Origin of the sequence: Vibrio sp. VPAP30 (assembly GCF_001188205.1) — a bacterium.
Lineage (GTDB): Bacteria > Pseudomonadota > Gammaproteobacteria > Enterobacterales > Vibrionaceae > Vibrio > Vibrio bivalvicida.
This window is the reverse complement of sequence record NZ_LBLS01000043.1, coordinates 291,431-312,520: the sequence shown is the minus strand read 5'-3', so window position 1 is coordinate 312,520 and position 21,090 is coordinate 291,431. Positions and strand designations below refer to the sequence as shown.

Below are 21,090 nucleotides of genomic sequence, written 5' to 3'. Positions count from 1 at the left end.
TTGTCATCCTCAAGAGTGAGGTACGAACGAGTTGGGGATCTCTTCAAGTGAGTGCACCAAGCTATGAGATTCCCTACTCGCTCCTTCGTCACTCTATGGAATGACACAGAACTGGGTAACTCGCGTTGATTGAATTAAGTCTAGTTTTCCAGCAGGGCGAAGCCCGCTCCCGTTTTCCACAAGCGAAGTATTCCATAGGACGTAGTCCTTTCCGCGCTAGCCCTATTTCCTATACTCAGGAGGAATTGGAAGCTCTGACGCTTTAAGATTCGGCCTTTGACCTCCCCGTTTACGAAACTGTTTCAACTGGAATACGTATGCCAGTATTTGAGCCACGGCGGTAAATAAGCCGTCGGGGATCTCTTGTTCTAGCTCTGTCGAGTGGTACAAAGCACGTGCTAACGGCGGCGCTGGGACAACGTAAATGTCGTGCTCGCGGGCGATTTCACGAATCTTGAGTGCCATATGGTCTGTCCCTTTTGCCACCACTATTGGTGCACGATCGGTATCTTGTTTATAGCGCAATGCAACAGAGAAATGCTCGGGGTTGGTGATGATAACATCAGCTTGAGGGACTTCAGACATCATACGTCGCTGGGCTGCTTCACGTTGTAGCATTCGGATACGCCCTTTAACTTCAGGCTTACCTTCCGTCTCTTTGTACTCGTCTTTAACCTCTTGCTTAGTCATTTTAAGTTGGTTAGCGTGTTGCCAGATTTGGAAAGGAATATCGATCGCTACCACGATCAATAAAGTGCAACTGATCAACAAGACAAAATTGAGTAAGATATCCAGTGCATGGAAGATGTTCTGAGGATAAACGTCCATGCTCAGTTGGAACAGATCCTCTTTGGCTGCGCTGATCAGATAAAACGCCATACCTGAAACTAGCGCTACTTTAAGAATTGATTTAATTAGCTCGACCCAACTTTGCAGTCCCACCATACGCTTTAGACCACTGAGCGGGTTCATCTTTGACCATTTCGGCATCGCCGCTTCCGCCGAGAAGCTAATTCCACCAACTCCTGCCGCACCAATCAGGGCTGCAATAAATAAGGTAATTAGAATTAGTAGCAAAGGTAGCAACAAGCTGCTTAAAGAGCCCAAGGCAATGTCAAACAATTTGACCTGATCGAAAATTTCTTCACGCGAGAGGGTGAACATTCTGCCCATCGCAGAAAATAATGCGCGAGCGAGCCCTTCACCAAACCACATTAAGGCGACCGAACCGACAACTAGTACAGAAACCGAAGCTAACTCTTTTGACCTTGCAACCTGCCCTTTTTCACGGGCCTGTTGCAAGCGTCTGGGCGTGGCGTCTTCTGTGCGTTCTTGACCGTCTGACTCTGCCATTCAGCCTCCTAGGGTCTGTTGACCTTTTGCGGTTAAATTTTGTTCGAGATAAAAGCGTTTTAATCGCGGCGAGTGGCGGACGGCTAGTTGTTTGCCGCCTAGTCATTCTAAGCAAAACTCCTCTCAACAAAGAGTAAAACGCTTTTAGCCGAACCCTTAGGGCGGCGTTTGTGGCTCCCTTCTGCTGCGTTATCGGCTCAAAAGGTCAACAGACCCTAGCAGTTCAGCCTGATAAACGAGCAAACTTGCTGTTCACCCTGTATCCAGAATATCTCATAGTGGTTGTACAGCCCGGCGATAATGTACCAACAAAGCAGCAAACCGACCATCAATGCAAAGGCAAAACCCAAAGAGAAAATGTTCAGCTGCGGAGCTGCACGGGTCATAACGCCAAATGACAAATTGATCGTCAGCAGCGCAATAATGCCTGACAACGACATGCTCAATGCGACTTTAAACATTATGCCGAGCCACAAAGCTAACTCTCTGAAGTCCACTGTAGTCAACGATCCCGAACCAATAGGCAGTGACTTAAAGCTCATCACCACCAACATAATCATCTTTAAATGGCCATCTGTCGCCAAAAAAAACAACGTCGCTAAGAACATAAATAACTGACCTAGTAACGGCGTGTTTTGTCCGTTCGCTGGATCAACCATAGAAGCAAAACCCAAGCTTGATTGCATACCTAGGATCTGGCCTAAAATTACGAACGTTTGGATCATAAACTGCGTTACTGTCCCCATAGCAACACCGATAATGATCTGCTCTAGAAGAGTCATAAAGCCAGCAAAAGAGAGCAACTCAATGCTTTCGGGAACTGCAGGGATCGCGGGCATAACAGCAAAGGTAATCGCCAAGCCAAGATATAGGCGGACGCGAGTAAAGACAAACCGAGCTCCGGTCACCGACATGACCATCAGCATCGCAGCGATTCGGGTGTAAGGCCAAAAATAGTTGGCAATCCAATCCAGTACTACGCTCGTTGGGTACTCCATAGCAATACCTAGTAGAGCACCTGAGGAAGCCGCTCGATCATGCTAAAGAAAAACTCCATTAGCATCTGTGTCATCCAGTGGGCGAATAACATCAAAGCAAGCAATGTAACAATCAAACGAGGTAGAAAGCTTAAGGTTTGTTCGTTAATAGAGGTCGCGGCTTGGAAAATAGCCACTACTAGACCGATCATTAGGCTGGGTATAATGATCGCACAGACCATAATGAGTACCATCCATAACGCTTCACGGAACAACTCAACGAACATTTCAGGAGTCATAGTCTTTCTCCCGTCACAAGGCGAAACTGCCGGCTAAGGTCGATAAAATCAGGTTCCACCCATCTACCAATACAAACAGCATCAGTTTAAATGGTAATGATACGATCATCGGAGAAAGCATCATCATACCCATCGCCATTAGGACCGATGCCACCACCAAATCGATAATCAAGAAAGGTAAGAACAGCATAAAACCAATCTGGAAAGCAGTCTTTAGCTCCGAAGTGATAAAGGCTGGAATTAAAACCGCCATTGAAACATCTTCTGGGGCGGTTGCGGTCGAGCCAGAAATATTAACGAAAGTTTCTAAGTCTTTGACCCGAGTTTGCTTGAGCATAAAGTCTTTCATCGGCACCTGGGCCAAATCAAACGCCTCACGAGCTGAAATTTGCTCATTGATGTAAGGCTGAATCGACTCATCGTTAATTTTGTTTAAAACCGGCGACATGATGAAGAAGGTCAAAAAGATAGCAATACCAATAATAACTTGATTTGACGGAGTTTGTTGCAAGCCCATCGCCTGTCTAAGTATAGACATCACAACCACGATTCGAGTAAATGAGGTCATTAAAATAACCATGGCAGGTAAAAAGCCTAGCATGGTCATCAAAGCAAGGATTTGCAGGTTTATGGAGTAGTCTTCACTACCGTCAGGGTTTGCAGTCATGGTGAAAGCCGGAATACCTCCACCGCCGGTAACGCTCCCTGACGCTGTTGACTTTGAGGCGCCTTGCTCTTTCTCCATAGCGCTTACTGTCACTGAATCTGACACCGCAGCATTAGCAGGAATAGACGTATCGAGTTCCTGCTGCGCTAACGATAGTGCAGAAAAGAACGTTAGGACAAACGCTAAAACAATCGAAGTTAGGTTATTGGCTTTTATCATTCTTCTTTAATAGCTGAGTCAATTGATTTGAAAACGGACTCGCAGCCATCTCCTCCTGAGACAAAGGTTTCTCCAGTTTCGAGATTAATTGGATCGATTGTGCGGTAACACCAACTAAAAATTGTTCCTCTCCCGCCTGTACAATCACAATTCGTTCCTTATGACCGACGGCAAGCTGACGCACTATGTTTAAGCCTTTCTGATTGACCAATGCTGGCACTCTCATGCGTTTAAGTAGCCAAGCCAAAAATAAAATAAAGACTATAACGAATAAGAGCGACCCAAAGGTGGTCGCCCAATCAAGCTGGCTACCTGGTGTGGAAACGGTAGCCATTGCCGAAGGAGAAAGTAGTATAAGTGAGTAAAGTAAGTACTCCTTAACTTTAAAAGACATACTAATCCTTACATTATCGAAGTTTCTTAATTCGCTCAGTTTGACTGATCACATCGGTGAGACGAATACCAAACTTATCGTTGACCACCACTACTTCACCGTGAGCAATTAAAGTACCATTCACCAGCACGTCTAATGACTCGCCCGCCAAGCGCTCTAGTTCCACAACTGAACCTTGGTTAAGCTGAAGCAAATTACGAATACTGATCTGCGAACGGCCAACCTCCATCGAGATCGTCACTGGAATATCTAAAATCGTGTCTAACTTACGACGTTCATCTTCTGAAATGGGTGACGAAGTGTCTTGTAGCTCGTCGAGTTGGGCATTCATCACTTCATCAACGTCTACCTCAGGTGCATCTGGATCTTCACCTAACGCCGCAGCCCATTCGTCCGCCAGTTTTTGGTCGTCACTCGGTTCCATACTTGTTACCTATATTATTCTTAATCTTCGATTTCGCCTTCATCTTCTTCTAATTCAGAGATGACGTCTTTACCTAAGAAGGCGATATCCGTTTTAACCACATCTGGTCGTTTAATTTCTTCTGAGACCTGAACCGCTAATTTGTCGCTTGAACGCCCCATTTTTACGCGATAAGTAGGCAATTCTTCAACAAACATCACAGCGTGCTCTGGCATTTCTACGGGTATAATGTCGCCAGGTTGAAGCTCCATGAGATCCCGCAGTGAAATATCTTGTTCTAGCAAATCAACTCGGAAGTTAACTGGCACATCCATAATTTCTTCACGTAGCGCAGTACTCCAACGAACGTCAGTTTCCATCTTGTCTGACTGAACACCTGCATCTAATAGCTCACGAATCGGCTCAACCATTGAGTAAGGCATCACAACATGGAAGTCACCGCCACCGCCATCCACTTCGATGTGGAATGAACTGACCACGATAACCTCTGTCGGACTGACAATGTTCGCCATGCTCGGGTTAACTTCCGAGTCTAGGTATTCAAACTCAACCCCCATCACTGGTGACCAAGCTTCTTTGTAATCTTCAAATACAATTTTAAGTAGTAACTGAACAATTCGGCGCTCAGTCGGCGTGAACTCACGACCTTCAATTCGCGCATGGAAACGGCCATCACCACCAAAAAAGTTCTCTACCAAGATAAACACCAAACGTGCTTCCATGGTAATCAAGGCCGTACCTTTTAACGGTCTAAAGCGTACCATGTTTAAACTGGTTGGTACGTACAGAGTATTTTGGTATTCGCCAAACTTCATCATCTGCACGCCGTTGATGGAGACTTCTGCAGTTTTACGCAGCATATTAAACAAGCTAATGCGCATATGACGCGCGAAACGCTCATTAATCAACTCCAACGTTGGCATTCGACCACGGACAATGCGGTCTTGTGATGAAAAGTCGAACTCTACTGCACTGGCATCGGAGGCTACTTGTTCCTCTTCTGCCTCATCAACATCATCTACACCGTGTAAGAGAGCATCAATCTCATCTTGGCTTAATAGATCAGTCACTCGTCACCTACTGCATTACAAAGTCAGTAAATAGCACCCGTTCAATTACTGGCTGCCCTACTGCGCGATTCAAACTGGCTTTAATGTCATCGGTAGCCTTATCTCGCAATTCGACACGACCATTTACCGTTCTCAATTGGTCTACAGTAGCAGACGCAAAAGTACTCAATAGTGAGCTTTCTATAAGTGGTGAGTGATAACGAGCAAGGTTTTCATTATCGCTACCACGCACCATCAACTGCACTTTGATCTGTACCAGACGGTCTTTCTTGTCACCAGTGACATTAAATAAGAAAGGTTGCGGGATATTCACGTAAGCCACCGGATCAATCGGTGCGACCATTTCTTGCTGCGCCGCTTCTTGCCCTGCCGCTGGCTCATCTGAGCCCATCAAGAAGAATGCAGCACCACCGCCACCGGCAAGTAAAACAACCACCGCAATAATGATGATAAGTAACTTACTTTTACCTTTGGGCGCTTCCGTTTCGAGTTCTTCGTCTGCCATAACTTAACGTTCTCTATTCTTTTGTTTTTAACAGTTTATGCGTAATAACTAATTCCATCACTCTTTGCTGCGACATTCAAATCAAGATTGATGTCTGGTTCAAGGTTTTCTTCACCAGAGGGGCCTAGATTGCCGTTACCTTGACCATTGTTGCCTTGCCCATTGTCGGCATAGCGTCTTTGCTGTTGACCTGAGGCTTGCTGCTGAACAGAGCTGTCTCCTAATTGTACACCCTGCTGGGCAAGCATTTCACGCAATCTTGGCATTGATTGCTCAATTACATCACGGGCTTGTTGGTTGGCAACCGTAAAGTGGACCGTCGCGGCATCCCCGTTCATATGCATGCGAATTTGCATTCGCCCAAACTCTGGTGGATCAAGACGAATATCGATGTTTTTCAAATTCTTCGATATCATCATCTGCACGCGTTCAGCCACTTGCTCCCCCGCCAACTCTCGGTTTAACTGCAAAGGTGCTTGGGCAGCTTGTTCTGCTCTAACTTGGCCTAACGAACCAGAACCTTGCTGGCCTGACGCTTGGGCCAATTGCTGAGCAAAACCTGTATTGGTTTCAGTGCCTTGCTGTGACCCATCTTTGTTTGTCGCGACTTTACCAAGTGTTCCTGCTACTTTCGCCCCCATCACGGCTTTAAGCATTGCTTGATCCTGAGCAATGGTAGCATTTGGGGCCGCTGCCATTTGCTGTATTTGCGTTGCCGCTAAGTCCGTTGGTATCGTTGCGGTGCTAACCTGCTGTTGAACAGCTTGCGCTAGCTGTGCTTGGGACTGTTGGTGAGCAAGTGCTTGATGTACAGATTGAGCAACTGGGGCTTGCTGTGTTCTCGGTGTAGAGTCAGCTTTCAAAGCAACGTCATCCTTTACTTGACCTTCTGATGAAGCCGCCCAAGGTATTGCACCAGCCACTACCGTGGCCGCCGCTATACTCGGATCAAGTTCTGAGTCACTTTGAGCATCAGCCGCCACTGCAAGCGCTTGGGCACTTGTTTCGGCATCGACCGCTAACTTACTTACCTCTTGTGTGCCCTTCTCAGCCGCAGCAGCAGTAGTCACTGCCGCTGCACCAAGTACGGCAGAACCTGCCACTAGAGCAGCCCCCTCAACGACGTTCGATTCTGAATCGTCTGTATCAGGTGATTCATCAGCCGTGGCAAATTGTGAAACAGTTGTTGACGCCACTTCGGTCTGAAATGGCTGACTGTCTAGTTGTGGCTTGGTAGAACCATCAACGAATTCTACTGTATCTTGTTGACTGAGTGCGGCCGCACTTGAAGCAGAAACAGCATGATTTTTGGTTTGCAGCTCGGCTTTTAATTGTTCATTCGTTTCAACGTCTTTTTGCTGCAGAAAACGCTCTGCAGAAGCTGGAACGGCCACGGTTTCCCCTTCAACAGAACGGACAATGACCTTTTGTGCTTCTTGCTCAGAGTCAGTCAATTGTTGAGCATCAGAGTGGGTTAATGAGGGCTTTTGGTTTGAGTTTACTGAGGTGACTTGTTGACCCTCATCACCTTCCACCTCTTTGCCACCATCCGTTGATGCCAGCGCTGCCGCTTGTTTGTCATTTTCAGTAATTGGCGCATCGGCTGGTCGCGGAGTACTGTTATCTTGTGGCAACGGTTTGCCGTCTTTCGGCTGAAGAGCTTTGCTGGAGTGGTCGAGGCGCTGCAATACCTCATCGTTTTCAGAAACAATTTTTTCAGCCGATTGTGAAGCCGCTTTATTGCTGTCGATTGAAGCAACATCCGTTGTGTTAGAAACCTCTGTTTTTTTCGCTTCCTTCGCATTACCTTCAATGTCGCTAGTTACCGACTTAACGGATTCTGCGTCATCTGACTCTAGCAATTCGTCAGTACTTTGACCCTCAGTAGCTGACGCCTTTACACTGGTAGGCTCTGATTCACCGTCTTCTACAGCGACATCTTCGCCTTCTAGTTTGGTAGTCGATTCACTCTTATCAACCTTGCCCTCTGAATCACTCTCCCCCTTAATCAACGCGGCAAGCTTTGAGAAAAAGCCACCAGATTCTGAAGATTCAGAGGTCGCACCTTCCCCTTCAGTTGTCGCTTTAGTCACTTTAGGACTTTCAGATACCGATGATAAATTGATATTCATACCAGGCTCACTCTCAGTTGCTCAGCGCCAGTCAGACTCTAGGCGGCAAAGTGCCAATAGGATTGCATACATTTTTTAGGTTACCTGCAAAAAGCACGCCAATTAGATACATACTGTGAGCCACAGCCTAAGTATGTAAGATTAATTCAAACTTCGACGGGAAAACTGAAGAGTTGCGAATTCATCCATCTGTTTCTGTTCACGGATGTTTTGTAGACGTTGTTTTTCAGCCTGTTTTTTTTCTATCATCCATTCATAAGAACGTCGTTGCTTACGACTCTCGAGCCAGTTCTGTTCACACCCTTCAACTTGGCTTTTAAAATGGGCTTCCGCTTGCTTTTGTTTCGCGAGAGTTTCATCCAGCGTGGTCAAAAAGCGATTTAGATGAGAGTATTGGCTCGCAGTGAGACCTTGCTGACCTCGATCGACCAATTGCTGGCAATAATCAAGACGATACTGTTCAATTTGCTCAAGCTGCTGATAATAGCCATCTAGCTCGCTGCGAGCTTGACTGAGCGCTAGCACCGCTTGGTTTTCACGCTCTTTAGCCTGTTCTAAAAGAAATTCTAGTGCGTTATCCATCGCTAATTACTCGCCTTGTAACAATCCACGCAGCACGTTGATACACATGTCGTATGGTACGGTTTCTTTCATTGATTGTTGCAAGTAACCGTCCAGCTTAGGTTTCAGCGTAAATGCACCATCAATTGCCGGATCAGTTCCCGGTTTGTACGCGCCAATTGAGACGAGATCTTGGTTCTTACGGCACACCGACAGCACTTGGCGAACCGCCTTCGACATTAGCACATGCTCTTCAGAAGTAATTTGAGGCATAACACGACTGACAGATTTCTCAACATCGATTGCAGGGTAGTGACCCGCATCAGCCATTTCACGCGATAGCACCACGTGGCCATCGAGAATAGCCCGTGACGCATCGGCTATCGGATCTTGCAAGTCATCACCTTCGGTTAAAACGGTAAAGAAAGCGGTGATCGAACCCTGTTCCGGGCTCCCATTACCAGCACGTTCCACCAATGCTGGCAACTTAGCAAATACAGAAGGTGGGTACCCTTTGGTCGCTGGTGGTTCCCCAACAGAAAGAGCAATCTCACGCTGTGCCTGAGCAAAGCGAGTCAGAGAGTCCATCAAGAGTAGAACATCTAAGCCTTGATCACGAAAGTATTCCGCTATCGTCAGTGCTGTCTGACACCCTTTCAATCGCATTAAGGGCGATGAATCCGCTGGGGCAGCAACGACCACTGAACGTTGACGACCATCCACACCTAAGATTTCTTCAATAAATTCTTTTACCTCACGGCCACGCTCGCCAATCAGACCAACTACAACCACTTGCGCAGTTGTACCTCGGGTCATCATACCCAAAGTGACCGATTTACCGACACCAGAACCAGCAAATAGGCCAATACGCTGACCTTTACCAACAGTTAATAAGCCGTTGATCGCTTTAATTCCAACATCAAGAGGTTCTGAGATAGGTTTACGTGCAAGAGGGTTAATCGGTTCCGCATTAAAAGAAGCACGCTTCTCGGTATAGATAGGACCAAGACCATCAAGTGGGTTGCCCACACCGTCGATGACGCGTCCTAGTAGTTCCATCCCCACAGGTAAACCCGTCTCACTGGTTAGAGGTGTCACTTTCGCACCAGGAAGCACGCCCGTGATCTGCTCGCTAGGCATTAAATATAAATTTTCACCTGAAAAGCCAACAACTTCAGCTTCCATCTCACCGTGCATGGTTTCGACTGTACATAAGCTACCGATAGGTGCTCTGCATCCAGTTGCCTCAAGGGTTAAACCTACTACGCGCACCAGCTTGCCCGCCGCGACAGGTCTGCAGGTTAAACCTTGAGTTTTGTATTGAGTGAGACGTTCTGCAAGCGCGAGCATTACTCACCACCTTGGTGTCGATTCACCCCACAAAAGCTTTGAATAACACTACGAATGCGATCTTCCATTCGATAGTTAACACTGGACTCACCCGCTTCGATCTGAACATCGCCACGATTAAGTGCCGGTTCAGCCATTAATGTCCAATTGCGGAATTCAAGTTCATCTTCGCCATAGGATGAGCGAATGATCTCAACGTCATCAGGGTGAAGTTTAAGCGTGATAGCGTGCCCAGAAATCGGTAATGACTCTACTGATTGCTTGATAGTATCTAATATGACTTGTGGATTGGTCTGTACCTCGATATGCACCACTTCTTTGACCAATGTCAACACCATATCAACCAGTTGCTTTTCGACTTGAGCATTCATTAACTCAAGTGGCTGAGCAAACTGATTCGCAAGACTGACAAACGTCTGAACTTGCTGCTGAATAAACTCTTGCCCTGCTGCAACACCTTCGATCTTACCGGTTTCTAAACCTTCTTGACGTCCTTCTTGCGTTCCTTGCTCTTTACCTTTTTCATATCCTTGCTTGAAGCCAGCTTCTTGACCTTGGTGAAGCCCTTCCTGATAAGCTTGCTGCCTTAGCAGTTCTATTTCATCTTCAGTCAATTCTCTGGGTGCTTCTTCCGCTGCAGGCTCAGCAATTGGCATCCAGCTCGGGTCATAATTCATCGCCGTTTCTTTGGCCTGTTTATGACTCTGCGAGGTATAATCGGGCATACCCCATCGCTCTGGTTTCTCTACCAGCTCATCATCATCCAGACGTAAAAAACCGCGTTTCCTTTCCAAAGACATAGATACCTTGTTTCGTTAGTTTACAGGAACTCGTCCGCACCACCGCCTAGCATAATTTCGCCAGAGTCAGCCATGCGTCTTGCGATTGCCAGTACTTCTTTCTGTGCTGCCTCCACATCAGAAACCTTAATTGGGGGCATTGCTTCAAGGTCATCGCGCATCATCTCAGCAGCACGCTTAGACATATTCTTGAAGATCTTCTCACGTAGACCATCATCGGCACCTTTAAGCGCGCGCTGTAGCGCGTCTTGTGGTACATCACGCAGCAATTTTTGGATGCCCTGGTCGTCCACTTCGATAAGGTTCTCGAATACGAACATAAGATCTTGAATCTGAGTCGCCATGTCTTCGTCTTGATCGCGAATTTGCTCCATCAAGATACCTTCGACATTGTTGTCCATGTAGTTCATGATCTCTGCTGCTGCCTTCAGGCCGCCAATCTTGGCCGCTTGCGCACCAGCCTGACCCGCAAACTGCTTCTCCATAATCTCATTCAGTTCAGCCAATGCTGATGGTTGAACTTCTTCTAGGTTGGCAATACGCATCATCAAGTCTAAACGGTCACGCTCAGCAAACTGATTGAGAATTTCCGCAGACTGATCGGGCTCTAAGTAAGACAATACGATAGTTTGAATCTGTGGGTGCTCGTTAATGATGATGCTCGCAACTTGGCGAGGGTCCATCCATTTAAGAGAATCTAGACCTTTCGAACCAGTACCCAGCAGGATTTGATCAACTAAGTTGTTGGCTTTATCTTCACCCAGTGCAGCGACCAGTGCATTACGCATAAAGTCTTCGCTGCCCATACCAATGTTGGTGTACTTCTGAATATCTTCTAGGAAAGCTCGATGAACTGCACCGACTTTGTCTTGACTTAAATCGGCAGCACGCGCCATTGCGCTACCCACTCGTTGAACTTGTTTTGGTTCTAAATGGCGAATAATACCTGCCGCGTCTTCCTCATTAAGACTGAGTAAAAGAATCGCCGCGCGCTCTTCGCCCGGAATTTCTGATATATCCACGGTGTTTTCTACTACCTCACCGCCCTCTTCCTGTGGAACTATTTCGTTAGGCATCCTGCATCCAATTCTTCACGACTTGTGCGGCAAGCTCAGGTTCATTTGCAACCAGTGCACGTACCGCTTTCAGTACATCTTCATCTTTGTGTAGGTTAGGTAAGTCAATGCTTGAGCCAAACTCAAACAACTCACCACCGTCTAGGTCACCACCAATCAAGCTGGTTTCACCATCAGCACCAATTGGTAAGCCATCTGGTCCGTAAAGTTGGTCTTCATCTTCATCAGACGCAGGGTTAAGCAGTTTCTTCATCGCTGGGCGTACAAGTACCAGTATTACAACAATGATAACCAATGCGCTTGCAAACCAGCGAATCCAGTCATTGAAATTAGGGTGCTCCCAAATTGGCACATCAGCCATGACTTCAATTTCAGGCTCGGCAAACTGCATACTCAGCACGTTAAGTAAGTCGCCACGCGCTTGGCTAAATCCAACCGTACCAATCAATAGCTGCTTAATAGAGTTTAGTTCAGCCTCAGAAATTGGCTGATAGCTGGTCTCTCCAGTATCGGGGTTCACAACAGCACGATTTTTAACCGCAACGGCAACCGTTTGACGATTCACTACGCCCGTTTGTCGACGTTCGTGGCTAATGGTGGTATCGAGTTCAAAGTTACGTGTCGCCTCTTTGTGCACCGAACCTTGGCCTAAGGTGGTACCATCTTTCATCTGCGCCACATCTTGAGGGATTGAAGCATCAGCGGGAGGCTGATTACTCAACGCGCCAGGTACACCTGCGACTACATTGCCGTTGTTGTAATCCTCTAGGGTATATTCACTGCGCGTTGACGGAGTGTTTGGGTCAAAACGCTTGCTGGTTTGTTCGACGGCACTGAAATCAAGTTCAATATCAACCTGAGCGGTGTAGTTACCAAAGCCCAAAATTGGGATAAGCACTGAATCAATTTTATCGCGTAGCGCCTGCTCTTGTTTACGCTCAAGTTCATGCTCTTTACGACGAGCTGCCGATGCAGGATCTTGCGATCCTGAACTTAGCAAGCGACCATGCTGATCGGTGACAGTAATACGGTTTGGCTTCATACCAGGAACCGCACTGGCGACCATATCCACCACTGAATCGACTTCTTCTTGCTTAAGGTTAGCACCTGTTTTTAGCGTTAAAAACACCGATGCTGATGCTTCTTGATTATGCCTAACAAAGACACTCTGTTTTGGCAATGCGAGTAACACACGCGCTTTGTGTACTTGCTTCATCTCTTGAATTGCTTTGGAGAGCTGGCGCTCACGGCTAAGCTTAAGACGCTCTTGTTCTAAGCGTTGAGACACGCCAAAGCCCATGTCTTGCAGCAGTATGTCGTCGCCAGCCTGCTTTTCTCGATTAAGTCCAGCGCGAACCATATCAAGTTTTAACGAATTAAAGTCACTGGTAGGGACTAAGATTGTGTTGCCTTCGAGTTTGTAATCGAGTTTTTGCTGGTCAAGGTAATCTAGAACAGGAATCAGCTCTTCAGTTTCATAAACGCCTAGTGGGCGCATTTCTGGCTCTTTCACCCAGAAGAACAACATCACGATCAGAGCGACACAGATAGAGATCGAGAGAACCAGCACCACTTGGCGAAGCAAATCGAGGTCGCCTACCGCCATATCAAACTTAGAACTGGATTTTTCGTCCAAATCAGGGTTTTGAACTTGTGTATCAAGATCCGATGTGGCGACCATTGCGCCTTCACCAGCGCCTTCAGTCACGGTTAGATCGGTAGATGGGTTTTGCTCTGACACAGACTTTACCTAACGTTAAACGGGCATGTTCATCAATTCTTTGTACGATTCGACCAGCTTATTCCGTACTTGAATTGTGGCTTCAAAAGCGACGCTAGACTTGTTTCTAGCAATCATTACATCAGAAAGTGAGACGTCTGCGTCACCACGATCGAATCGCATTTGCAGGTCGCTTGACGTCTTTGAAAGACTATTGACGTTATTAATTGCGTTGTTCAGCAGTTGACCAAAATCCGCGCCGACAGTTTGCCCAGTCGCCGCTGGTTTAGTGCCAGTGGCCTCAAACATCATTGCTTGCATTTCGTTTTGAAAACCGTCAACTCTCATCAAAACCTCAGTAGTCAACTCTTTGACTTAAAATAGTGTTGGACTACTGACGCTGCAAGCTCCGTGCCACGTCAGTACCAGAAGAAAAATAACACTTTAGTTTGGAATTTCAATCCCAGCATCACGCATTTTGGCTAACTTGTAACGCAGCGTACGTGGGCTTATACCCAATTTTTCGGCCATTTCTTTGCGTCGACCGTTACACTCTTCAAGCGTATCGAGAATAATTGCATACTCTTGATCGCGTAACTCACCTCCTAAACCATTTCCTGTCGAGTTATTGCTGCCTAGCTCGGCAACAGGTTTAACGTTAGGTACGACGCAATCTCCCGTTTCAACTGCAATCTGTAGACTGGAGGCATCTTGCCAATCTAAGCCTTCCAACAGAATATGCTCTGCATCAATCTGACCACTTTCACTAAGAATTAATGCTCGCTGAACAACGTTGTCCAATTCACGAACGTTCCCTGGCCAAGTGTAAGTCAGCAATTTGTTGACGGCGTTTGGCATTAGACTAGGCACTGGCATTCCCAATTTTTGACAGTGGCGTTCTACCAGATGTTGCGCCAATGGCTCTATATCACCTCTACGCTCACAAAGTGCTGGCCAAGCGATTGGGAATACGTTTAGACGGTAATACAAGTCTTCGCGAAAATTACCTTCTTGAACATACAACTTCAAATCGCGGTTACTGGTCGCCAGCACGCGCACATCAAGTTTGATACTCTTACGGCTACCTAGACGCTCAACTTCTCGCTCTTGTAACACACGTAGCAACTTAGCTTGGAGGCTTAGGTCCATTTCACTGATCTCATCAAGTAAAATTGTTCCCCCTTGCGCCTGCTCGAATTTGCCTGGGCATGCCTGTACCGCCCCAGTAAACGCCCCTTTTTCGTAACCAAATAGTGTGGCTTCAAGCATGTTGTCAGGAATTGCTGCGCAGTTAATTGCGACAAACGGCCCCTCTTTGCGATTGGATGCATTATGGATATAACGTGACATCACTTCTTTACCCGAACCACTCGGACCAAGTACCATCACGCTGGCGTCGGTTTTTGCAACCTTATCGGCAAGAGCTAATAATTTAATACTCTTCTCATCAGCGACTACGGCATCGCCATTGTCATCGGATTTCACTGGCGCATAGCGACTGACCATATTGAGCAGTACTTCCGGTGCGAAAGGCTTAGCCATATAGTCAATAGCGCCGTCTTTCATCGCTGAGACTGCATCTTCAATATTGGCATAGGCCGTCATGAGTAAGACAGGAAGGTTCGGCCAATGTTGTTTTATGTTTCTTAATAGAGCTAAGCCACCCATGCCCGCCATTTGTACATCTGATACAACAATATCTACGCTATTCGACTTAAGCTTCACCAATGCATCTTCGGCACTATCCGCTTCGAGCCACTCATAGCCAGCCAGAGCCAAAGTGTCGACTAACGCTTCGCGTAGACCTTCGTCATCTTCTACGATCAGTACTTTGCTTTGAGCCATTATCATTCTCCAGTCATCGCGAGTTGATCAGGGTGAGGGTGACGTTCAAGTGGGATGCAAACAGTAAAGCAGGCCCCGTCACCTTGTTCTGAAATAAGTTCTAACCTTCCGTCATGCGCACGACACACCATCTGGACAACAGCAAGTCCGAGTCCGGTTCCTTGCGAGCGAGTGGTAAAGAAAGGTTCCATGATTTTGTTTTGCAGTTCGGTGGGGACACCAGGTCCGCTATCTTGTACAGAGATTTTCAGTTCGCCGTTAACGGGCCTAAAAAACACGTCAATTTGAGACTGTTTACCCGCGATTTGAATCGCGTTCATCACTAAGTTACTCAATGCAGACGCTATCGCATTTACATTACCAAGCAACTGGGTTTGCTCTTGTTCAACTTCTAAGCAATAGTCGATTTGGTTGTTTTTAAGGGCAGTCTCTACCATAGGCGAAAACTCAGCGACTAAATCTTCAACCGTGAACGGCTTAACGACTTTGTTGTCGCCACCTTTGGCGAACAACAACATGTCATTGACCTGCTTTTCGAGATCATGCAGGCGATCCATTAACTTGGTTTGAAATCTGTCTTTGGTCGCTGGCGGCAAATTCGGCGCACCTAGATTGGAGGCATAAAGCATTGCGCTAGAAAGCGGTGTACGCACTTGGTGGGCTAATGACGCGACCATACGACCAAGAGAAGAAAGACGCTGCAAGTCACTAATGCGCGACTGTAAAAGGCGTGTTTCAGTCAAATCAGTAATCAGAATAAGTTGACCTGTTTTCGAAGCGGAAATCGCCAAACGTACTTTACGACCATTACGTAACGAAATTTCATGTCCATCGTCTTCACGAGGCGAAAATGCTTGTTGAATCACTTCAAACCATTTTTCACCCACCAAAGGGATTTCCAATAATCTCAACGCTTCAGGGTTCGCTTCCTGAACAACACCCTGGGTGTCTAGCAAGATAACACCAGCGGGCATAACATCGAGTACCTGCTGATATCGCTCTACTTGTTGTTCTAGTGTGCCTAGTGGCATCGGGTTATCAACCGACGGGGTTAACTGCATGACGTATTTCTGCCTTAAAAACTACAATAGCCTGACATGCAAAAGGCACGCCAGGCTATTTTATTTATTTTTCAAGCACTTAATTAAAGGTCAGTAAATTGACAGTCACATTTCGGTCAATTTAACGCTGCAAATTGTATTTGCGCATTTTCTCAACCAAGGTGGTACGACGCATCCCAAGCATATCTGCAGCCCTTGCCACAATTCCACCTTGCGCTTCCAAGGCTTGATTGATCATGTTGACTTCAAGATCAGCCAGCATTTCTTTCAGGTTGACCCCTTCAGGTGGAAGGCTTTGCGGTGCATTTTCGTGCTCTTGGAAGATATCACTTGATTCAAGACTAAAGTCCTCAGAAAAGATATCTTGCAACGCATCACGCTCTTGATCCTCAACAGACTCAAGATTGTTATATTCTGGCTGAAATTCCGGAATATCACTGTAACGATACTTAGTAGGCAAATGATTCACATCAACCAAACTGTTTGGATAAAGTATAATCATTCGCTCAACGAGATTAGCCAATTCACGAACATTACCCGGCCACTCATGTTCCATTAGAGAGTTAATAGAACGCGGTGTGAAGCAGATAGGTTGGGCCCCTTCCGCTTCCATACGCGTCATTAGCTCTTGTAACAACAACGGAATGTCGTCTTTACGATCGCGCAGCGCAGGCATTTCGATTGGAAATACATTTAGGCGGTAGTAGAGATCTTCACGGAAAGACTCTGCATCAATCATCGTCTCTAAATTGCGGTGAGTTGCTGCGATAACTCGGACATTGACGCGTATAGTAGTGTTGCCACCTACACGCTCAAAACAACGCTCTTGAAGAACACGCAGCAGTTTAACCTGCATCGGCATCGGCATGTCGCCAATTTCATCAAGAAAAAGCGTGCCACCTTCAGCCAGCTCAAAGCGGCCTTTACGAGATGTAATCGCCCCAGTAAACGCACCCTTTTCATGTCCAAATAATTCACTTTCAAGCAGATCTGGTGGGATTGCTCCGCAGTTAATGGGAACAAAAGGCCCATTTCGACGAGCTGAGTGATAATGAATATTACGAGCGACAACCTCTTTACCTGTTCCTGATTCACCGAGAATCAACACATTCGCTTCCGTCCCTGACACTTGCTCAATCAGATGTCGAACTTCTTTAATGTCATGACTTTGTCCTACAAGACTGCGGAAAAGTGTATTTTTACGCGCGGAGGAAACCACATTGACGCCTTTACGGCCTAAGAAATCTTTACAATGACGCAGCGCTTCACTTAGTTGCGGGTAATTTAACGGATACTCCAGTTCACCAACATAGTTAGTCAGCTCTTCAACTGGATAAGAGTGCTTTCCGGCAATAAGCAAAGGAATATGATTGGCCTGGGATAATTTATCGCTTAGCTTGGAAGGTAATTTATTATTATTCAGAGAACCAAGAATACAACCGGCCCACACTCGAGACCAATCTAGGTCTTCAAGCTGATCAGAAGTGATCGCTTCACACTGTTCTCCAACAAATTCTAAAATATTACTGAGATTGACTCGTGCTTGCGCATTATCTTCAATCACAAGTATTTTTGCTAAACCTTGCATAGGTGAGAATGTTTGCCTTTATTATAAAACGTTGTGGCTGGGTTAAAAATCTAAACGTCACTTGTAACTATAGTTGATAAACTAAGTTAGACAATTTAGAAATTTCAGCAACAAAAAAAGCCACTAGGCTAGTAAGTGGCTTCTATTCTATTTGATAAAAAAAATAAGGCAACCAAGCAATTACTTGATGTGATATTAGCCCAAAAGCTCAATAAGCAACATATTTCAATACATGCTCATTAAGCCATAAAAAATCCTAAAAACTGGGCCTAATTTATAAACCAACATCAGCCGCAGTTAGGTTGTGGTATTCATTTGGGATCTGATCCCACGCTGACTTAATCTCGCGAATAATTTCAATCACGTCATCGAGTGGTTGGGGGTTATTTTGATGATTAGCTTCAGTAATCTGAGTAATCATAAATTCATAGAGTTGATCGAGATTTTGAGCAATATCTCCACCATCATCCATCGAAAGGCAGCTACGTAAACTGATAATGATATCCAGAGCCTTACCCAAACGCTCACCCTTAGCCGGAATATTTCCCGCTTCCATCGCCGCTTTACCTTGAATCAAACGTTCAATAGCGCCAGCCATCAGCATTTGAACAATTTTATGCGGGGAGGCCGCACTGAGCTGGCTATCAACCGATACCTTCTTGTAAGCCTGTAGTGAACCACGCATAACAACCCTCTTAATCTATAAAAACTTTTGATACTGCTGAACAGAGCGTTTACCGTGACGATACTTTTGTAACGCCACACCCAATTCAGAAGTTTTATTCTGCATTAATTGTACAACAGTTTGAGTTCTTTTGACCGCATCATGCCACTGCTGTAGTTTCGCAAGTTCTGGATGCATTTCTATTACACCTAGTAAACTTTGCAATAACTGTTCCCTTATATCGACTAGCTGAACGATTTCTTCAGCATTTATTTCTTCCGATGTAAGAGTTTCAGAAATTTTTTGATCTAATTCACACAAATCAGCCAGTTGGCTAAGGGCTTCATTATCCGAGTGCATTCATCATACCTGCAAGCTGAGACTGCATTTTGCTTGTAGCATCCTGCATTGCCGAGAATTTGGCGTGAGTGCGCTTCTCTAAATTATCCATACGACGATCGAGTGTCACTTGATCATCTTGGAGTCGATAAGTTCGCTCAGTCATGCTTTTTTCGCGGTTGCGTATCGAGCCCGTTACTCCAGTAAGACCTTGAATCGCATCTTCAACTTTCTTCGCAAAACCCTGATTACCGCCAAAAAAGTCTTCTAGTTTATTGAAGTTGTTGTTCAACTGACGGTCAAGCATGTCATAGTTGATCTCTAAAGTACCTTGGCGCGTGGTAGTGATACCGAACTCGGTAAGTGTCTTTAAGTCTTCCGGAGCCGGTTCTACACGAGAAGAGAACACCGACTTGAGACGAGAGTCAGCACTACGAACAATACTATCACCAGCTAAAGGCCCCGCTGCCCCTGTTCTAGGATCAACACCACCAAGCTCTTGTGAGGTCTGATAAAACTGATTGTAAGCGGCTACAAACTGTTCAATATCATTACGAACACCTTGGCGATCATACTCAATGTCAATTTCTGAAGCTGGTTTGCCTACCTGTGTACGTCCTTTAAGGGTTAAATCGACACCATCAATAGCGTCTTCAATAATATTATTGTTGCTCGATAGTTGAGCGACACCATCAAGCAGCACTTTGGCATCTTGCGCCGCCTGTACCTCCGTCATACCACGGTAAGTATCAAAGGACTGCTGCGCCGCTATTAAGTCAGCTTGAGCTTGGTCAATTCGTTCTAAGTATTCGCGCTCTTCTTTTGGAAGTTTTGCGCGTTCCATCTGTTTCGCTTGATCTGGGGTAAGCTCTCCCGCCGCTACACGTTGAGCAAGCAAAGCTTTTTCATCCGCCACTTTTTGTTCGATGCGTGCTTGTTCTGCATCAAGCTTGGCTTGCGCCTCTTTTGGAGTGACATACGAATCAGTCAAGGTTCCAGATGCCGAATTAGACCAACCTGGAACATCTGGCGCTTTTTCTCGCGCTTTATCATCAAGCTGCGGTTCAGGCTCCCAATAGGAGCTGAGTAATGTGCCCGATGCGGTCTCAGTCCAACCAGGAATACGATCTTCCGGCTTAATATATTTATTCGCCTCAATCCCTGCTTGAGCGGCGGCAGCCGTCGCATTTTTTGACATTTCATTATCGGCAGTCGCATCTTTCGCCGCATTAGGGTCGGCTTGAATTGCCGCTTGTTTTGAGGTGGCCGCGATCTCTTCATCGACAGCTTTTGCCGCATCGATGTTATTTTGAGCAATTTTATCGGCAATTTTTTGCTCCTCTGGTGTTAGAGGGGCAAGTAAATCCTGAGCAGTCGCACGTGCTCGTTCGAGGTCTTTGACTCGTTGCTCAAGAGTTTTGTATTCGAGTAATTTTAGCGGGTCGCCAGATTTAGCTTCGGCGCGCATTGAAATATCATTGTCGTGACCCGAAACATTGGACGCAACAATTAGACGAGGGCCTTGTGTGTCGTTGATAACTGCAGCACGAACCCCAGGGTTAGATTTACTAGAGTTGATACCACGCACGATATCAACCAGTTTTGAATTCTGCTGCACATCAATGGAGAACTCTTTGTCCCCCATTGAAATCTGCAGCTTACCCGGACCAAACTTTGCGTCCTCCGGCAGTACATCTGACGCAATTTTGTGGCTTTGGGCAAGCTGCAACACATCGATAGCATATCGACCAGCGATAGCTTCAGTGGTTGCCGTCGCGGACACAACAGCTTCATCAGTTGATTCCACTGTTCTCGCGGCGAAAGCTTTCTCCTGACGAAAGCTCGCCATCAAGTTTTTCATCGTATCCAGCGACTCTCTGAGTCGACCATAGGCACTGATACTGGAATCAATTTGGGCCCGCTCATTGTCGAGACGTTGCTGCTTAGGTACGCGCTCCGAATCCACAATTTTGCTGACCATGGAATTGATATCCATGCCAGAATTCATGCCTATAGGGCCAAAACTCATCTATTCACCTCAAGTAC

Annotated in this window: 21 protein-coding genes; all 21 read right to left on the bottom strand. The window is 46.2% G+C overall.

Annotation, left to right across the window (positions count from 1 at the left end; translation table 11 throughout):
- Window positions 1-222: 222 nt before the first annotated feature.
- The 21 genes from flhB to fliD all read right to left on the bottom strand — a co-directional run bounded on the left by flhB (window position 223) and on the right by fliD (window position 21,073).
- Window positions 223-1,353 (bottom strand): flagellar biosynthesis protein FlhB, encoded by a 1,131-nt coding sequence (gene flhB / locus ZX61_RS21740; RefSeq protein ID WP_049846671.1) that lies wholly within the window; start codon window positions 1,351-1,353, stop codon window positions 223-225.
- A gap of 215 nt (window positions 1,354-1,568) precedes the next feature.
- On the bottom strand, window positions 1,569-2,351 hold the full coding sequence (gene fliR / locus ZX61_RS21735; RefSeq protein WP_049846670.1) for a flagellar biosynthetic protein FliR: 783 nt from the start codon (window positions 2,349-2,351) through the stop codon (window positions 1,569-1,571).
- Between the two features lie 8 nt (window positions 2,352-2,359).
- Window positions 2,360-2,629, bottom strand: a complete 270-nt coding sequence (fliQ, locus tag ZX61_RS21730) for a flagellar biosynthesis protein FliQ (protein ID WP_049846669.1) — start codon at window positions 2,627-2,629, stop codon at window positions 2,360-2,362.
- A 13-nt stretch (window positions 2,630-2,642) separates the two neighbouring features.
- Complete coding sequence (gene fliP, locus ZX61_RS21725; RefSeq protein ID WP_049846668.1) at window positions 2,643-3,515, bottom strand: flagellar type III secretion system pore protein FliP; 873 nt, start codon at window positions 3,513-3,515, stop codon at window positions 2,643-2,645.
- The gene (fliO, locus tag ZX61_RS21720; RefSeq protein ID WP_049846667.1) at window positions 3,499-3,909 is read right to left on the bottom strand and encodes a flagellar biosynthetic protein FliO; all 411 of its coding nucleotides are present in this window, start codon (window positions 3,907-3,909) and stop codon (window positions 3,499-3,501) included. The genes fliP and fliO overlap by 17 nt, the downstream gene beginning before the upstream one ends.
- Before the next feature lie 13 nt (window positions 3,910-3,922).
- The gene (gene fliN / locus ZX61_RS21715) at window positions 3,923-4,333 is read right to left on the bottom strand and encodes a flagellar motor switch protein FliN (protein WP_049846666.1); all 411 of its coding nucleotides are present in this window, start codon (window positions 4,331-4,333) and stop codon (window positions 3,923-3,925) included.
- A gap of 20 nt (window positions 4,334-4,353) precedes the next feature.
- Complete coding sequence (fliM, locus tag ZX61_RS21710; RefSeq protein ID WP_049846665.1) at window positions 4,354-5,403, bottom strand: flagellar motor switch protein FliM; 1,050 nt, start codon at window positions 5,401-5,403, stop codon at window positions 4,354-4,356.
- A gap of 7 nt (window positions 5,404-5,410) precedes the next feature.
- On the bottom strand, window positions 5,411-5,908 hold the full coding sequence (gene fliL, locus ZX61_RS21705) for a flagellar basal body-associated protein FliL (protein WP_049846664.1): 498 nt from the start codon (window positions 5,906-5,908) through the stop codon (window positions 5,411-5,413).
- Window positions 5,909-5,943: 35 nt separating this feature from the next.
- Window positions 5,944-8,040 (bottom strand): flagellar hook-length control protein FliK, encoded by a 2,097-nt coding sequence (locus ZX61_RS21700; protein ID WP_049846663.1) that lies wholly within the window; start codon window positions 8,038-8,040, stop codon window positions 5,944-5,946.
- Between the two features lie 141 nt (window positions 8,041-8,181).
- Entirely contained in the window at window positions 8,182-8,622 is a 441-nt protein-coding gene (fliJ, locus tag ZX61_RS21695; protein WP_049846662.1) for a flagellar export protein FliJ, read from the bottom strand.
- 6 nt (window positions 8,623-8,628) lie between these two features.
- Window positions 8,629-9,951, bottom strand: coding sequence for a flagellar protein export ATPase FliI (fliI, locus tag ZX61_RS21690; protein ID WP_049846661.1), 1,323 nt, complete (start codon window positions 9,949-9,951; stop codon window positions 8,629-8,631).
- A complete protein-coding gene (gene fliH, locus ZX61_RS21685) occupies window positions 9,951-10,751 on the bottom strand; it encodes a flagellar assembly protein FliH (RefSeq protein ID WP_049846660.1) in 801 nt (266 codons plus the stop codon). Before fliH ends, fliI begins: the two co-directional genes overlap by 1 nt.
- Window positions 10,752-10,771: 20 nt before the next feature.
- A complete protein-coding gene (fliG, locus tag ZX61_RS21680) occupies window positions 10,772-11,827 on the bottom strand; it encodes a flagellar motor switch protein FliG (RefSeq protein WP_049846659.1) in 1,056 nt (351 codons plus the stop codon).
- The gene (gene fliF / locus ZX61_RS21675; RefSeq protein WP_049846658.1) at window positions 11,820-13,568 is read right to left on the bottom strand and encodes a flagellar basal-body MS-ring/collar protein FliF; all 1,749 of its coding nucleotides are present in this window, start codon (window positions 13,566-13,568) and stop codon (window positions 11,820-11,822) included. Before fliF ends, fliG begins: the two co-directional genes overlap by 8 nt.
- 15 nt (window positions 13,569-13,583) lie before the next feature.
- Complete coding sequence (gene fliE, locus ZX61_RS21670; RefSeq protein ID WP_049846657.1) at window positions 13,584-13,895, bottom strand: flagellar hook-basal body complex protein FliE; 312 nt, start codon at window positions 13,893-13,895, stop codon at window positions 13,584-13,586.
- 96 nt (window positions 13,896-13,991) lie between these two features.
- Window positions 13,992-15,392: a sigma-54-dependent transcriptional regulator gene (locus ZX61_RS21665; protein ID WP_049846656.1), complete on the bottom strand. Its 1,401-nt coding sequence runs from the start codon at window positions 15,390-15,392 to the stop codon at window positions 13,992-13,994.
- Between the two features lie 2 nt (window positions 15,393-15,394).
- On the bottom strand, window positions 15,395-16,453 hold the full coding sequence (locus ZX61_RS21660; RefSeq protein ID WP_049846655.1) for a sensor histidine kinase: 1,059 nt from the start codon (window positions 16,451-16,453) through the stop codon (window positions 15,395-15,397).
- 121 nt (window positions 16,454-16,574) lie between these two features.
- Window positions 16,575-18,041: a sigma-54 dependent transcriptional regulator gene (locus tag ZX61_RS21655; protein WP_049846654.1), complete on the bottom strand. Its 1,467-nt coding sequence runs from the start codon at window positions 18,039-18,041 to the stop codon at window positions 16,575-16,577.
- 274 nt (window positions 18,042-18,315) lie between these two features.
- Window positions 18,316-18,726 (bottom strand): flagellar export chaperone FliS, encoded by a 411-nt coding sequence (fliS, locus tag ZX61_RS21650; RefSeq protein WP_049846653.1) that lies wholly within the window; start codon window positions 18,724-18,726, stop codon window positions 18,316-18,318.
- Window positions 18,727-18,741: 15 nt separating this feature from the next.
- Window positions 18,742-19,065, bottom strand: coding sequence for a flagellar protein FliT (locus tag ZX61_RS21645; RefSeq protein WP_049846652.1), 324 nt, complete (start codon window positions 19,063-19,065; stop codon window positions 18,742-18,744).
- Window positions 19,052-21,073, bottom strand: a complete 2,022-nt coding sequence (gene fliD / locus ZX61_RS21640; protein WP_049846651.1) for a flagellar filament capping protein FliD — start codon at window positions 21,071-21,073, stop codon at window positions 19,052-19,054. Before fliD ends, ZX61_RS21645 begins: the two co-directional genes overlap by 14 nt.
- Window positions 21,074-21,090 lie beyond the last annotated feature (17 nt).